Consider the following 16,444-nt stretch of genomic DNA (forward strand, 5'->3'; position numbering starts at 1 on the left):
CTATCGTCGGAATGACGTTCTAGTAAATAGTAAAGATGCTTGGCTTACGCCTTCCTTCGGTTCGACAAGCTCAGCATGACACGTTCTAGTGTTTTGATTTAACCTAATGACAATCAAGCATAAAGCTGTACGCTCCCTAACCTCGCTGCTGTGCGCAGGGCTACTGGCGTCCTGCTCCAAAGACGTGTACCTATTCACGTCCTTCCACGAGCCGGCCAACGAAGGCTTGCGCCTGCTCTACAGCTACGACGGCTACAAGTGGCAGGACCTAGGCAAAACCTTCCTCACCCCGCAGGCCGGTCCGAGCAAGCTCATGCGCGACCCGTCCATCACGCAAGGCCCCGATGGCACCTACCACCTCGTCTGGACGTGCGGGTGGAAGGGCGACAAAGGCTTCGGCTATGCTAGCTCCAAAGACCTGATTCACTGGTCATCACAGCGCTTTGTTGATGTGATGAGCCACGAGCCGACCACCGTAAACGTGTGGGCGCCCGAGATTTTCTACGACAAGCCCACCCAGCAGTACCTCATCGTGTGGGCCTCGACTATTCCCTTCCGCTTCCCGAAAGGGCAGGAGGACGAGGACAACAACCACCGCCTCTACTACACCACCACCAAGGACTTCCAAACCTTCACGCCCGCCAAGCTCTACCTAGACCCTGGGTTCAGCGCCATCGATTCGGAGGTGCTTCAGCGCGGCCCCGGCGACTACGTGCTGGTCGTGAAGGACAACACCCGGCCCGAGCGCGACATTAAGGTAGCTTTCGGTCCCACCGCCCTAGGTCCGTTTCCGAACGTGTCGAAGCCCTTCACGGCCAACTTCACCGAAGGCCCGAGCGTGGCCAAACTACCGCACGGCGAGTGGCTAATCTACTACGACGCCTACCGCGAGAAGAAGTACGGCGCCATGAAAACCTCTGATTTTAAGACGTTCACCGACGCCTCGGCGCAAGTGAGCGTGCCGGTGGGGCACAAGCACGGCACCATCTTCATGGCCCCGCGCAAAACCCTCAAGAAACTACAGCAAGCATCACCCGCGGCTCCGGCCGTCGGCGCCACCTCAAGCAGCGTAAAACCATGAATAAGGGAATAGCTAGAAAACTCCGCCGTCTGGCTCCCCCGCAAGCGCTTGATGCGCGCTACCCTTTGGAGAGGGAGCTGGGGGGTGAGGCGAATCGTCTGCTCATCACTACCGCGCTGCTAGGTCTGCTCGGCCTAGGTTCGGCGCACGCCCAAGAAACCATTCGCTACACTGGCGCCACGCTCAGCAACGTGGATTACCACCACGGGCAGCTGCGCCCAGTCATTGGCGTTCATAATCAGCAGGTACTACGGGCCGACCGCGAGCATCCGACTGCCGCCAACGGCGAGGGCTGGACCTACAATCACGCCCCGATGCTGGCGTATTGGAAAGATCAGTTCTACCTGCAATACCTGAGCAACCCGGTCGGGGAGCACGTGCCGCCGGGCCGCACCCTGCTCCTAACATCCAAGGACGGCCGCACTTGGAGCAACCCCACGGTGATCTTCCCGCCTTACAAAATCCCGGACGGCGTCACGAAGCCTGACCAGCCGGGCAAAGTGGCTAAGAACCTCGACGCAGTGATGCACCAGCGCGTCGGCTTCTACGTGTCGAAGAAAAACCGCCTGCTTACCCTAGGCTACTACGGCATTGCCCTCGACGCCAAAGACGACCCCAACGACGGGCAGGGCATTGGGCGCGTGGTACGCGAAGTACTGCCGGGCGGTAAGTACGGCCCCATCTACTTTCTGCGCTACAACAAGACCTGGGACCAATCGAAGTCGACATATCCGTTCTACAAAAAGAGCAAGGACAAAGGCTTCGTCGCGGCCTGCGAGGAAATCTTGGCGAATCCGCTGATGATGCAGCAGATGGTAGAGGAGCAAGACAAGGACGACCCGCTTATCCCCATTCACAAAGACTACAAAGCCTTCAGCTATTACCATTTGCCCGATAATCGGGTAGTGGGCTTGTGGAAGCATGCCCTGACAACCATTAGTCCCGACGGGGGCAAGAGCTGGCCGAACCCCGTTATTCGGGCGCCGCACTTCGTGAATAGCAACGCCAAAATCTGGGGGCAGCGCACGTCTGATGGGCACTACGCCACGGTGTACAACCCGTCTGAATTTCGGTGGCCGCTGGCCGTTTCGCCCAGCGAGAATGGCCTCGACTACACTGACTTGTGGCTGGTACACGGTGAGATTTCGCCCATGCGCTACGGCGGCAACTACAAGTCGTACGGCCCCCAATACGTGCGCGGCATCCAGGAAGGCGACGGCACGCCACCCGACAAAAACATGTGGGTGACCTACAGCATGAACAAGGAGGACATCTGGATTTCCTCGGTGCCGGTGCCCATGCGCGTGAAAACGGACGCGCCGGCGAACGATGTGTTTGCCCAAATGCCCGCCGGCCAAGAGCTAGCTAACTGGAACACCTACAGCCTCGTGCAAGCCCCCGTCGGCATCGACAAGCTGCCCGACGGCTCGAAGGGTTTGGTCCTCAAAGACTCCGATAAGTTTGATTACGGCACCGCCGAGCGGATCATTCCGGAGGCCAAAAATATGGTGGCGGAGTTCTCCATCATTCCCGCGCAAAACGACAAAGGCCTGCTCCAAATCGAGTTTCAAGATGGAAAAGGCCTGCCTGCGGTGCAACTCTCCTTCGACTCAACCGGCACGTTGCTCTACAAAGCCGGCGCCCGCTTTAAAGGCGTGACCAAGTACCAAGCCGGTCAGCAATACGACCTACGCGTGACGCTCGATGCCCCCAACCGCACGTGCACGGTAGCAGTGAATGGTGGCAAAACCAGCACGTTCATCTTCTACGCGCCGGTGCCTTCCTTTGAGCGCATCCTGTTCCGCACCGGCGAAGCCCGCCATTACCCCACCCCCGACACCCCCGCCGACCGCGACACCGACCTGCCGCACACCGGCGACTCGGAGCCACTCGCGGCGTTCTACTTGAAGTCGTTGAAAACTTCGACCACTGACCTAGCTCCGAAAGCTTCCAAAGATGTGGGAGCGAAGTAGCCCTAGTGGGCGCCTCACCCCCCGGCCCCCTCTCCGAAAAGGAGAGGGGGAGCCACGACGGCGCGACGTGTTTTTAACTTGTTCATTTTGGATTGGATGGAACCCACTGAACCTTATTTACCTCAAGACAAGATTTTCACTGCTAATAAAAAGCAGTACAGCAAGCTAGATCTGAAGGGACGGGCCAGAAGAATGCGTCACGAGCCAACGGCCGCTGAAGACAAGCTTTGGCAACAGCTACGAGGTGGTCAGCTTGGAGTCAAGTTCCGCCGACAACATAGCATCGACCGCTACATCGTAGACTTTGTCTGTCTCTCGCATAAATTAATAGTAGAGCTAGACGGAGCCGGGCACGTAGAACCAGACCAAGCCGACTACGACCGTGGGCGTTCTGCTCTGCTAGAAGAGCTAAGCTATCGTATCCTGCGCTTCTCCAACGAGCAAGCCCTCAACCAGATAGACGCAGTTCTCGCCGCCATCAAAACCAATCTATAAAATAAGTAGTCCCACTTACCATCACCGTCGTCAGGCTCCCCCTCTCCTTTTCGGAGAGGGGGCCGGGGGGTGAGGCGCCCACCAGAACGACATGCCCAGATTCCTACTCATCCTCCTGCTACTTATCCCCCTAGGCCTCCGCGCCCAAACCACCGAAACCCAGTACCTCTCCGGCACCGACAAAGACCACACGGTGAAGTGGAAGTTCTTCTGCACGGCCGGGCGCAACTCCGGTAAGTGGACTACCATCGCGGTGCCCTCCAACTGGGAGCTGCAAGGCTTCGGCAAGTACAACTACGGCCACGACAAAGACACGGCGCGCGGGAAGGAAAAGGGCCTATACAAGTACTCCTTCAAGGTGCCCGCCAACTGGCAAGGCAAGACGATCAACATCGTCTTCGAGGGCGCCATGACCGATACCGAGGTGAAGATCAACGGCCAATCGGCGGGGGCGATGCACCAAGGGTCATACTACCGCTTTAAGTACGACATCAGCAAGCTGTTGAAGTACGGTAAAACCAATCTGCTTGAAGCCACCGTCGCCAAACACTCCGCCAACGAATCGGTGAACGGCGCCGAGCGGAAAGGCGACTTCTGGATTTTCGGCGGCATCTTCCGGCCAGTGTATTTGGAGGCGTTGCCGCCCCAGCACATCGAACGCATAACCCTCGACGCCAAAGCCGACGGCAGCTTTAAATCGGACGTGTACCTAGGTGCCGGTACCAGCGCCGATGAGGTAGTGGGCCAACTCTACACCCTTGATGGTCAGAAGGCTGGCCAAGAGTTCAAAGGTGCCGTGACTGGCGGCAACGCTACTGTGCACCTCGAAATCAAGCTACCTAGCCCCCGCCTCTGGACGTCCGAAACGCCTAACCTCTACCGCGTGGTGATGACCTTGCGGCAGGGCGGCAAGCCGGTGCACACCGTCAATAAGAAGTTCGGCTTCCGGACGGTAGAGCTGCGCGAGCGGGAAGGTTTCTACGTGAACGGCACCAAGATCAAGTTCAAGGGCGTGTGCCGGCACTCGTTCTGGCCTAGCTCGGGTCGCACCATGAGCAAGGCGCTGAGCATTGAGGACGTGAACCTGATGAAGGACATGAATATGAACGCCGTGCGCATGTCGCACTACCCGCCCGACGAGCACTTCCTAGAAGTGTGCGACTCCCTAGGTCTGTTTGTGCTCGACGAAGTGGCCGGCTGGCATGCCGCCTACGACACCCAAGTGGGCACCAAGCTGACCGAGGAAATGGTGAAGCGCGACCAAACTCACCCCAGCATTGTGGTGTGGGTGAACGGCAATGAGGGCGGCCACAACTTCGACCTCGACCCCGTGCTCGACCGCATGGACATGCAAAAGCGTCCCGTGGTGCACGCCTGGCAAGTGTTCCGCGGCACCGATACCCAGCACTACATCAACTACGACTACGGCAACGGTACCCACCTGCAAGGCCATAACATCGTGTTTCCCACCGAGTTTCTGCACGGCCTCTACGACGGCGGCCACGGCGCTGGTCTGCAAGACTACTGGGAGCAGATGTGGCGTGAGCCGCTCTCAGCCGGCGGCTTCCTCTGGGACTTCGCCGACGCCGCCGTGGTTCGCACCGACAAGGGCGGCATCCTCGACACCGACGGCGACCACGCCCCCGACGGCATCGTGGGGCCTTACCATGAGAAGGAGGGAAGCTACTACACCATCAAGGAAGTATGGAGCCCCGTGTTCTTCGAGCGCCGCGAAATCACGCCCGCCTTCGATGGCACGTTCCGGGTCCAGAACCGTTACCACTACCTCAACCTCAACCAGTGCCGCTTCACCTGGAAGCTAGCCCAGCTACCTAGCCCTGGCAGCAAGGCGGCGCCCGTCACCAAGACCGGTACCATCGCCGCACCGAGCATCGCGCCCACCGAGTTTGGTCCGCTCAAGCTGAATCTGCCCGCCGACTGGCAGCAGCAGGACGTCCTCTACATCACGGCCACGGACCCCGCCGGGCGCGAGATCTACACCTGGAGCTGGCCCATTGCCCACCCGGCCCAGGTAGCCCAGCGCCTCGTGAACATGCAGGGCGGCAGCGCGGCTACCGTGTCGGAAAACGATTCACTCTACACGGCATCAGCCAACGGTATCACGCTCACCTTCAGCCGTAAAACCGGCCTGCTGCGGCAGGTGCGCAACGCCAAGGGCATCATCCCGCTGAGCCACGGCCCGGTGCTCGCCGAGGGCGAAACGGCCTTCGAAGGCCTAAGCCAGCGCCAGGAAGGTCAGAATGTGGTTATTGAATCGAAGTTTGGGAAGGCCAGCCGCTACCAGTCGTTGCAGTGGACGGTGTATCCCTCGGGCTGGGTGAAGATGACGGCCAAGTACTTCCCCAAAGACTACGATTTTCAGCTGGCCGGCCTGAGCTTCAACTACCCCGAGAAGGAGGTAAAAGGCATCCAGTGGCGCGGCGACGGTCCGTACCGCGTGTGGAAAGACCGCCTGAAAGGCACCAACCTAGGTGTGTGGAGCAAAGACTACAACAACACCAGCACCGGCGAACCCGACGGCACCAAGTCGCCCGTCTACCCCGAGTTTAAGGGCTACTACTCCAACTTCTACTGGCTCACGCTCCAGACCACCGGCCAGCCGCTCACCATCCTCTGCGACCAGGAAGACGTGTACCTGCGCCTGTTCACGCCCCGCTTCGGCGCCAAACCCTACAACACGGCCCCGGCCTTCCCCAGCGGCAACCTCTCCTTCATGCACGGCATCCCACCCATCGGCACCAAGTCGCAGAAGCCCGAAAACATGGGCCCGATGGGCCGCGCCAATATGTACTACGACTACAGCAAAGACCCCTCGTACGCTAAGGAAATGACCTTGTATTTCGACTTCTCCGGCAAACAAACACAAGCACCGACGGTAGGGCAGCGGTAGAAAACTCGTCTTGTAAGTAAATTTCAGCGGGTAGTAAGCCAATCGAGGTTTGCTACCCGTTGTTTATATACTAAGGTATAGTGCTCTTTTGTTTGTACCTCTGTATAGCACCCGGATAGCCGAACGTCATCATCTTCAAAATATGGACATTAACACACTCATAACAGTTGACCCAGATACCCTAGGTGGTCAACCTGTATTCACGGGTACACGCGTTTCAGTAGAGTCGCTTTTTGACCATTTGGAAGCAGGTGTTTCATTGGATGAATTCTTAGATGACTTCCCTACAGTGACTAAAGAGCAAGCGGTTGCTGTTCTGGAGCTAGCCAATAGGCTCCTGACTTCCAAAAATATAGCTCAGTTGTATGCTGCTGTTGCTTGACGAGAACTTACCAAAGCGGCTAAAGCTAGACTTTCCAAATCACGAAATTTTCACTGTTCGAGATAAAGGTTGGAATGGTATTAAGAATGGCGAGCTACTAAAGCGGATGCTTGCTGACGGCTTTGACGCGCTACTGACGTTTGATAAAAACCTCCAACACCAGCAGAATTTTGAGAAGTACACGTTGACGGTTTTCGTACTCAACGCGGAAATCAACACGTACGCTGTGCTGACCAAACTGTCTGATAAAGTGAATTCAGTCTTGAACAAAGGAAATATGGGTGCCGGTCCCATCATCATTAAGCAAGACTGAAGCTGCATCCAATACGAGTTTTTAACGGCTAGTCTTATGCCTATTATAATAATGGTACTTGGCATGTTACATGGTGTTAAGTTCTTTGCCTCCGCCTTGAACCTGTCGCCGCACTACTTGTCGGACTTGCTGAAGCGCTACACCGGCAAAACCACGCAGGAGCACATTCACCTACAACTGACCGACAAAGCCAAAGCGCTGTTGTGGAGCACCGAAAAGTCCATCAGTGAAATTGCGTATGACCTAGGCTTTGAGCATCCCTCGCATTTCACCAAGATCTTTAAGACCAAAACAGGGAAGTCGCCAACGGAGTACCGGCAGCTGAACTGAAGACGCGAAGTTTTACTTGAGTAAGTATATAAAATCTAGCTTAATAATATGGGCAGGTATCTTCAGGATTTAATGTATCGAGTTGATAACTCCAGTGACCAGCAGAAATACATACAAAAGCAATGCGGCTTAATTGAAGACCTTTTTAATATACTACTTCCAAAGAAAATTGAAGTCGGTAATAATATCTGTCGTTTTATAATTCAACTAACATCTAATAAAGACTTAGATGGAACGGTACAAGAAGTTGGTCTATGTCAGGATTGCTACGTTTTTTGTGATTACAATAAGTTGCTTGGATTAGGTAATTTTGAGCGTAAGCAAGTGCTGTTAAGTCTGTTTGTAAAGGGCATAAAGTTATGTTGTCATGCTCGTAACTGTTCATCTAAACCTTTTGAAGCTATAGAGCAAAAAGTTCTTGCAGATGGAATTGTATTCAATGGCTTTTATAAGGATATAAAGGTTAGTCCAAATAAGAGGCAATCAGCTCAATTAAGAGGATATCTGTCTGAGGATATCAAACATATTTCCTTAGTCTTATTCGATAAAGATCATTTAACTTCCAGGATATTTTTGATTGGAGAATTTGATTTTAGGTCATTCGATAGATTAAAATGGATAAGTAGCGAGATGATAAATATTTATCAGATCAATTGGATACGTTCTTACAAGAGTAAAAAAGTAGCTGAGGACTATTTTGCTGTTGATGTCAAAACAGGAAATATTACCTATGTTCCTGTGACGAGAGAAGCTGTGTTTGATTATGGTGTTAAGCTCCTAACAGAATCAAACGAGTACGAAAGAGCCTTAGCGGTTATTCAACAGGCAAAAGAACTAGGGCATGGAAAAGCAGATAATATTCTACGGCACCTAAAAACTAACCCTGAACAGAGAGACAAAGCTGTTTTGCTGCAAACGCCAAAGAGAAAATGACAATGTTGTTGCTAGGGTCTGTAGAGAATTGACAGACCCTAGTTCCACCATGCATAAATCGTGAAGGTTTGTGCTAATATCCTAGAATGATTCGGCGAGAAAATTTGCGAACTATGGAGCGCCTAAAAGTGCATTCCACGAACCTCCGGCGCACGCCGGCCAATCGGCTGGTTTTCTGCTCGTAAGAGTGGAGCTAGGGGGTGAGGTCGCTGTATGAACTACAAACTCCTGCTTACCTTTTTCGCGGCAATCCTGCTGTCGGCTTTCCGCGTGACGGCGCCCACCGGCGTGGCGCTGCAAAATCTGCGGTGCGAACTGCTCGCCAACCCCAAAGGCATCGACGCCACCGCGCCCCGGCTGAGCTGGGAGCTGACCAGCTCGGAGCGCGGCATCGAGCAAACGGCGTATCAGGTGCTGGTCGCCTCCACGCCGGAGAAGCTAGCCGCCGGCCAGGGCGACTTGTGGGATTCGGGGAAAGTAACCTCTTCGCAATCAGTGCATGTGGCGTACGCGGGCGCGCCGCTCAAGAGCCGTCGACAGTGCTACTGGAAGGTGAAAACCTGGACGACCAAGGGCGAAAGCTCCTGGAGCCCCGCCAATTCCTGGAGCATGGGCCTGCTGAACTACCTCGACTGGAAAGGTCGCTGGATCGGCTTCGACCATCCGTTTGCGTGGGACAAGGAAGAAAGCCACGCTCGGCTCTCGGCCCGCTACTACCGCAAGGAGTTCACCGCCGCTAAGCCCATCAAGCAAGCCACGGCCTACATCATTGGGCTAGGTCTGTACGAGCTGTACTTGAACGGGCAGAAGGTGGGCGACCAGGTGCTGGCGCCCGGCCCCACCGACTACACCAAGAACGTGAAGTACAACACCTTCGACGTGACCTCGCTGCTCAAGCAAGGCCCCAACGCCCTAGGTGCCGCGCTCGGCAACGGTCGCTTCTACGCCATGCGGCAGAACTACAAGCCCTACAAAATCAAGACGTTTGGCTACCCCAAGATGCTGATGCAGCTGGAAGTAACTTACGCCGACGGCAGCACCGACGTCATCAAGACCGACGACACCTGGAAGGGCACCGCCGACGGCCCCATCCGCACCAACAACGAGTACGACGGCGAAGAGTACGACGCCACCAAGGAAATGCCTGGCTGGAGCACCGCCGGCTTCAACGACAAAAGTTGGCTGAAAGCGGAGCTGGTGCAAGAACCCGGCGGCGCCTTCGAAGCCCAGATGAACGACAACATGAAGGTGATGGAAACGCGCAAACCCGCGTCCATCACCCGCCTGAAGCCCAACGTCTACATCCTCGACATGGGCCAGAACATGGTGGGCTGGCTGCGGATGCGCACCACCGGCAAGCGCGGCGACAAAGTGACCCTGCGCTTTGCCGAAACCCTGCAAAAAAGCGGCGAGCTGTACGTAGCCAACCTGCGCGACGCTAAGGTAACCGACGTATACACCCTGCGCGGCGGTAGCCCCGAAACCTGGGAGCCGACCTTCGTTTTCCACGGCTTCCGCTACGTGGAGGTCACCGGCTTCCCCGGCACGCCCACGGTGCAGGACTTCGACGGCCGCGTGGTGTACGACGACATCCAGACCACCGGCGAGTTCACGACCTCCGACCCTACGATTAATCAGGTGTATAAGAATGCCTACTGGGGCATTCGGGGCAACTACAAGGGCATGCCCATCGACTGCCCGCAGCGCAACGAGCGCCAGCCCTGGCTCGGCGACCGGACCACCGGGGCCTACGGGGAAAGCTTCGTGTTCGACAACGGCCGCCTCTACGCCAAGTGGGTCGACGACATTGCCAACGCCCAGAAAGCCGACGGCAGCATCCCCGACGTGGCGCCCGCCTTCTGGCGCTACTACGGCGACAACGTGACCTGGCCCGGCACCTACCTCACCGTCGCCGACATGCTCTACACCCAGTACGGCGACCGGAAACCCATTGAGAAACACTACGATTCGATGAAGAAGTGGCTGGCCTACATGGGCGCCAACTACATGACCTCGGAGTATATCGTGACGAAAGACAAGTACGGCGACTGGTGCGTGCCGCCCGAATCGGAGAAGCTGATTCACTCCCAGGACCCCGCCCGCAACACCGACGGCGTGCTCATCGCCAGCAGCACTTACTACCAGATGCTCAACCTGATGCAGCGCTTCGCCACCATCGTCGGCAAACCCCAGGACGCGCAGGAGTACGCCGACCTAGGTGCCAAAATTAAGGCAAGCTTCAACAAGAAATTTCTGAATGCGGAAAGCTGCCAGTACAGTAACAACACCGTGACGGCCAACCTCTTGCCGCTCGCTTACGGCATGGTGCCGGAGCAAGACCGCGCCAAGGTGTTTCAGAACATTGCCGATAAGATTCTGGTCGAGAACAAAGGCCACATCAGCACCGGCGTCATCGGCACGCAGTGGCTCATGCGCGGCCTGACGAACTACGGTCGCCCCGACATTGCCTACAAGCTCGCCACCAACCGCGACTATCCGAGCTGGGGCTACATGGCTGCCAACGGCGCCACCACCATCTGGGAGCTGTGGAACGGCAACACCGCCGACCCCGCCATGAACTCCCAGAACCACGTGATGCTGCTCGGCGACCTGCTCGTGTGGTACTACGAAAACCTAGCTGGCATCAAGTCGGCCCCCGGCGCCCCCGGCTTCAAACAGCTCGAAATGAAGCCCGCCCTCATCGACGGCCTGACCTCCACGCAAGCTTCCTACCGCTCCGTGCACGGCCTCATCCGCAGCAGCTGGAAGCGCGACGCCAAGCGCTTCACCTGGAACATCTCGGTGCCCGGCAACACGAAAGCGCTGGTCTACCTCCCCGCCAAATCGGAGAAAGACGTGCGCGAAGGCGGTAAAAAAGCCAATTCCGCCGAAGGCGTGAAGTTCGTGCGGATGGAAGGAGATAGGGCGGTGTTTGAAGTAGGGTCGGGTGATTATGCTTTTGAAGTGAAATGAGGACCCCACCCCCGTCCCCTCCGGGAGAGGGGTGCCAGACGACAACCTAGCTTCGTTGAACGCACCCCTCTCCCGGAGGGGAGGGGACGGGGGTGGGGTCAACGAGGCATGACGTTCTAAGTATTTACATAGTAGACGAATGAAAAAAGCCCTTTTCCTCCTGTTGCTTGGCTGCTCCGCTGGCCTCGGCAACGTGCAGGCGCAACTCAAAACTTGGCAGAAAGGCCTAGTAGTTGACGAGTTTATCTTCGAGAAAGCACCGTTCCCAGAGAGCCACGCCGCGACTATTGCCGAGACGCCAAAGGGCCTTGTCGCCGCGTGGTTTGGCGGCACCAAGGAGCGTAACCCCGACGTCGGTATTTGGGTGAGCCGTCAGGAAAACGGCAAATGGACCGCGCCGGTAGAAGTAGCCAACGGCATCGTGAACGAAACCCTGCGCTACCCGACCTGGAACCCCGTGCTCTACCAAGTGCCCAACGGCGACTTGCTGCTGTTCTACAAAATCGGCCCGAAGCCGTCGGAGTGGAAAGGTTGGATACGCACCTCCAAAGACAACGGCCTGACGTGGTCGGCGGCCGAAGCGCTGCCGGAAGGCTTTATCGGGCCGGTGAAGAACAAGCCGGTGCTGCTCAGCAATGGTACGTTGCTCAGCCCCACCAGCACCGAGGGCAGCGGCGGCTGGAAAGTGCACTTCGAGGCGTCAACCGATAAGGGCAAAACCTGGTCGATGATCGGCCCCATCGACAATGGCCAGACGCAGGGCGCTATCCAACCTAGCATCCTGACCTACAAAGACGGCCGCCTGCAAGCCCTCTGCCGCAGCCGCGACCGGGCCATCCTCGAAACGTGGTCGACGGACCAAGGCAAAACCTGGTCGCCGCTGGCGAAAACCACGCTGCCCAACAACAACTCCGGCACCGACGCCGTGACCCTAGCCGACGGTCGGCAACTGCTGGTGTACAACCACGTGCTGCCGCCCGGCACCCTCGCCAAAGGCCCCCGCACGCCGCTCAACGTAGCCGTGTCGAAGGACGGCAAAACCTGGTACGCCGCCGCTATTCTGGAAGACTCGCCCATCAGCCAGTACTCGTATCCCTCTGTCATTCAGACCAAAGATGGCCTGGTGCACTTCATCTACACGTGGCGCCGCCAACGCATCAAACACGCCGTGCTCGACCCGAAGAAGATGAAGCTAGTGAAAATCGAGAATGGTGTGTGGCCCACGATCAAAGGCTACAAACCGCCGCAAGGCTCCGCCGAGATTACCAAGGACTAAACGCTGTAGCGCGGACGGGCGCCTCACCGCCTAGCCCCCTCTCCGAAAAGGAGAGGGAGGACTAGCTCTAGTTTCTCTAATACTGGACTGGCTTTTTTACTTATTAAAGGCTAAGAGCTAATGTATTAGAGCTAGTCCTCCCTCTCCCTTTCGGAGAGGGGGCTAGGCGGTGAGGCGCCCACCAGAACGATAACCTACTTTCTATGTCTAAGAAGCTTCTTCTGTTTATTGGTGCTAGCCTGATTCGCCTTAGTGCTTTCGCCCAGAACTCGGACGACCAGTACCAAATGCCGCTCAAAACGGTGCTGGATGAGATTCAGCAGCGCTACAACGTGAAGATCAAGTACTCGCCCGACATGGTGAAGGACAAGTCCTTGACCTACGCCGAGTGGCGCTACCGCCCCGATGTGGACGAGACGCTGCGCAACGTGTTGTCGCCGTTTGATTTGCAAGTCACGCCATCGGGCGACAAGTCGTACAAGCTCAAAACCTTTCAGTATCACCTCAAAACGCCCGAGGAAGGCAAGGAGCAGCTAGCGTACCTCTCCACGCTGTACCACGACCAAGCCACCTGGGAGAAGCGCAAAACCGAGCTGCGCAGCTGTATGTGGCAAGCGCTCCGGCTCTCGCCACTGCCTGCCAAGCCGAGCAGCAAGCCCATCATCACCAGCAAGCGGCAGTACGACGGCTACACTGTTGAGAACTTAGCTATTGAAACGCTGCCTGGCCTCTACGTAACGGGTTCGTTGTATAAACCGCTGAAGCCCAAAGGTAAAGTCCCGGTCATCATCAGCCCCGACGGCCACTTTGGCGACGGGCGCTACCGACCTGATGCGCAATACCGGTGCGCGACCCTAGCCCGCATGGGCGCCATGGTGTATAGCTACGACCTGTTTGCCTGGGGCGAGTCGTTGCTCCAGTTTAAGGGCGAAGATCACCACCGCAGCCTCGCCATGACGGTGCAGGCGTTGAACGGCATTCGTAGCTTGGATTACCTGTTGTCGTTGAAAGATGCTGATAAGAACCGCGTGGCCATCACTGGCGGCTCGGGCGGCGGTAGCCAAACCATGCTGCTCACGGCCCTCGATGACCGCATTAAAGTGAGTGTGCCCGTGGTAATGCTCTCGACCTACCACAGCGGCGGCTGCCCCTGCGAAAGCGGCATGCCCGTGCATCTCTGCGGTGGTGGCACCAACAACGCCGAAATAGCCGCCATGGCCGCCCCCCGGCCCATGCTCGCCGTAACCGACGGCGGCGACTGGACCGCCCAAACGCCCGAAACGGCTTACCCCTTCGTGCAAAAAATCTACGGCTTCTACGGCAAAGCAGACCTAGCCAAGAACGTACACCTGCCCAAAGAAGGCCACGACTACGGCCCATCCAAACGCCAAGCCATGTACGAGTTCATGGCCAAGAACCTAGGTCTGAACCTAGCCGCCGCGGAAGATAAATCCGGCAAACTCGATGAAGCAAAAGTGACGATTGAGAAGGAAGAAGCGCAGCGGGTTTTCGGCAAAAACAGCGAACTGCTGCCCGCCAACGCCATCAAAGGATTCGACGCGTTGCAGGCCGTTTTCAATAAGTCAGTAGCGCATCAGTAGAACCTAGAAAAAGACCGTCATACTGAGCTTGCCGAAGCATCTCCCACTTCGTTGCGGATGTTAGAACGATGTAGAGACGCGACACTTCGCGTCTTTTGGTTGAACGACCCGGCCTAGCACAAACTAGCTAAACAACATCAACAAAGAGGAGACGCGAAGTGTCGCGTCTCTACAATCGGTAGGCGACGCGGGAGAGATACTTGGCTGACGCCTTCCTCCGGTTCGACAAGCTCAGCATGACAAGCGCGGATTTCATGACAAGTAGATTCAGTAGTAAAACCTTACTCTTCGCTTTAAGCTTGTTCGCAGCGGCACCCGCCACGGCAGCCGACATCTGGGTGTCGCCCACCGGCTCCGACCAGAACCCCGGCACGAAGGAGAAGCCCCTAGCTTCTGTAGCCGCAGCTGTGCGCCAAGGACGTGAACTGCGGCGTTTGGCTGACCCGTCGGTGCAGAGTGGCGTGCATATTCTGCTGCGCGAGGGAGTGTATCGGCTGTACGAGCCGTTGTTTTTTCGGCCCGAAGATTCCGGCACCTCTAGCAGCCCGACGGTGGTAGAGGCCGCGCCCGGCGAAAAGCCAGTGCTGAGCGGTGGCGTGAGAGTGAAAGGCTGGCGCAAAGCAACCTCCAAGCTACCCGGCTTGCCGGCCGCAGCGCAAGGCAACGTGTGGGTAGCCGATGTGCCTAGGGTCAACGGTCGGGTGCTAGAGTTTCGGCAGCTCTGGGTAAACGACCGCAAAGCCACGCGGGCGCGCGAAGTCGATAACAACGACTTGCCGCGCCTCCTAGCTTGGGACAAAGTCAAGCAGGAAGGCTGGATTCCGACTTCGGCCGTAGCTGGCCTGAAAAGCGCCGGGCAAGTGGAAATGGTGCTGCACCAGATGTGGGCCGTGGCTTTCCTGCGCCTCAAAACGCTTGAGGTACACGGGGCTAGAACGAAAATAACCTTTCAAGACCCCGAGAGCCAGATTGAGTTTGAGCACCCCTGGCCGTCGGCGGTGATTGATGGCAAGAACGGCAGCTCAGCGTTTTATCTGACCAACGCCATTGAGTTTCTGGATCGACCGGGCGAGTGGTTTTATGACGCGTCGCGGGGGCAGATCATCTACTGGCCTAGGTCGGGGGAGGCAATGACGACGGCAAAGGCCGTGGTGCCGGCGCTGGAAACCCTGGTGCAGGTGAGCGGCAACCTCGATCATCCGGTGAGTAACGTGTTCTTCAAGGGCTTGACCTTCGCGCATACCGCGTGGCTGCGACCGGCGCAGGCGGGTCATGTGCCCTTGCAGGCCGGCATGTTCATGCTCGACGCGTACAAGCTGAAAGTGCCCGGCACGCCAGACAAAAAAGGACTGGAAAACCAAGCTTGGATTGGTCGGCCCGCGGCGGCCGTCACGCTCAGTGGCGCCCATCATACCGGCTTTGAGCGCTGCCGCTTCGAGCACCTAGCTTCCGCCGGACTCGATTACGTGAGCGGCACCCACGACGACGCCATCGTCGGGTGCGTGTTCCGCGACATTGGTGGCAATGGCATTCAGATGGCGACCTTCTCCGACGCCGGCACCGAAACCCACCTGCCCTATAACCCCAGCGACGAGCGCGAGATCTGCGCTAATGAGTTGATTGAAAACAACTTGGTAGTCGATTGCGGCAATGAAGACTGGGGCTGCGTGGGCATCGGCGTGGGATATGGCCGGGGCATTACCATTCGCCACAACGAGATTGCGCAGGTACCTTACACCGGCATCAGCCTAGGGTGGGGGTGGACCAAAACCGCCAACGCTATGCGCGATAACAAGGTGCAGTACAACTACATCCACCACTACGCTAACTACATGTACGACGTGGCGGGCATCTACACGCTGTCGGCTCAGCCGAACACGCTCATCAGCGAAAACTGCGTGGACAGCATCGGCTTCTCGCCCTACGTGCACGACCCTAACCACTGGTTCTACCTCTACCTCGACGAAGGCTCCTCCAACATCACCGTGCGCGACAACTGGTGCCCGGCCGAGAAGTTCTTGGCCAATGCCAACGGCCCCGGTAACGTGTGGCAAAACAACGGCCCCATGGTCGCCGACCGCATCAAGCAGGCCGCCGGTTTGGAGCCAGCGTACCGGGAGTTGAAGAAAGAAGCCATGAAAAGTCAAGCCGTAAAATAGAAAAGAACGTCATGCTG

12 protein-coding genes are annotated in these 16,444 nt (G+C 57.1%); all 12 read left to right on the forward strand.

Annotation, left to right across the window (positions count from 1 at the left end; all coding sequences use genetic code 11):
* Positions 1-106: 106 nt before the first annotated feature.
* The 12 genes from IEX74_RS11920 (at position 107) to IEX74_RS11975 (ending at position 16,427) form a co-directional block, all read left to right on the forward strand.
* Positions 107-1,081: a glycoside hydrolase family 43 protein gene (locus IEX74_RS11920; RefSeq protein ID WP_188814223.1), complete on the forward strand. Its 975-nt coding sequence runs from the start codon at positions 107-109 to the stop codon at positions 1,079-1,081.
* Positions 1,078-3,054 (forward strand): sialidase/neuraminidase family protein, encoded by a 1,977-nt coding sequence (locus IEX74_RS11925; protein WP_229755242.1) that lies wholly within the window; start codon positions 1,078-1,080, stop codon positions 3,052-3,054. The genes IEX74_RS11920 and IEX74_RS11925 overlap by 4 nt, the downstream gene beginning before the upstream one ends.
* 96 nt (positions 3,055-3,150) lie before the next feature.
* On the forward strand, positions 3,151-3,549 hold the full coding sequence (locus IEX74_RS11930; protein ID WP_188814224.1) for an endonuclease domain-containing protein: 399 nt from the start codon (positions 3,151-3,153) through the stop codon (positions 3,547-3,549).
* A gap of 91 nt (positions 3,550-3,640) precedes the next feature.
* Entirely contained in the window at positions 3,641-6,460 is a 2,820-nt protein-coding gene (locus IEX74_RS11935; RefSeq protein ID WP_188814225.1) for a glycoside hydrolase family 2 protein, read from the forward strand.
* Positions 6,461-6,602: 142 nt separating this feature from the next.
* Positions 6,603-6,842 (forward strand): DUF433 domain-containing protein, encoded by a 240-nt coding sequence (locus IEX74_RS11940; protein ID WP_188814226.1) that lies wholly within the window; start codon positions 6,603-6,605, stop codon positions 6,840-6,842.
* Positions 6,826-7,155, forward strand: coding sequence for a DUF5615 family PIN-like protein (locus IEX74_RS11945; protein WP_188814227.1), 330 nt, complete (start codon positions 6,826-6,828; stop codon positions 7,153-7,155). The genes IEX74_RS11940 and IEX74_RS11945 overlap by 17 nt, the downstream gene beginning before the upstream one ends.
* Positions 7,156-7,191: 36 nt before the next feature.
* Positions 7,192-7,485, forward strand: a complete 294-nt coding sequence (locus tag IEX74_RS11950; protein ID WP_229755243.1) for a helix-turn-helix domain-containing protein — start codon at positions 7,192-7,194, stop codon at positions 7,483-7,485.
* A gap of 48 nt (positions 7,486-7,533) precedes the next feature.
* The gene (locus IEX74_RS11955) at positions 7,534-8,418 is read left to right on the forward strand and encodes a hypothetical protein (RefSeq protein ID WP_188814228.1); all 885 of its coding nucleotides are present in this window, start codon (positions 7,534-7,536) and stop codon (positions 8,416-8,418) included.
* Between the two features lie 213 nt (positions 8,419-8,631).
* On the forward strand, positions 8,632-11,391 hold the full coding sequence (locus IEX74_RS11960) for an alpha-L-rhamnosidase (RefSeq protein ID WP_188814229.1): 2,760 nt from the start codon (positions 8,632-8,634) through the stop codon (positions 11,389-11,391).
* Between the two features lie 139 nt (positions 11,392-11,530).
* Entirely contained in the window at positions 11,531-12,667 is a 1,137-nt protein-coding gene (locus tag IEX74_RS11965; RefSeq protein WP_188814230.1) for a sialidase family protein, read from the forward strand.
* A gap of 203 nt (positions 12,668-12,870) precedes the next feature.
* Positions 12,871-14,268 (forward strand): DUF4974 domain-containing protein, encoded by a 1,398-nt coding sequence (locus IEX74_RS11970; protein WP_188814231.1) that lies wholly within the window; start codon positions 12,871-12,873, stop codon positions 14,266-14,268.
* 254 nt (positions 14,269-14,522) lie between these two features.
* Entirely contained in the window at positions 14,523-16,427 is a 1,905-nt protein-coding gene (locus IEX74_RS11975) for a right-handed parallel beta-helix repeat-containing protein (protein WP_188814232.1), read from the forward strand.
* Positions 16,428-16,444 lie beyond the last annotated feature (17 nt).

The sequence above is a fragment of the Hymenobacter cavernae genome, from assembly GCF_014641455.1.
In the GTDB taxonomy this organism is placed as follows: Bacteria; Bacteroidota; Bacteroidia; order Cytophagales; family Hymenobacteraceae; genus Hymenobacter; species Hymenobacter cavernae.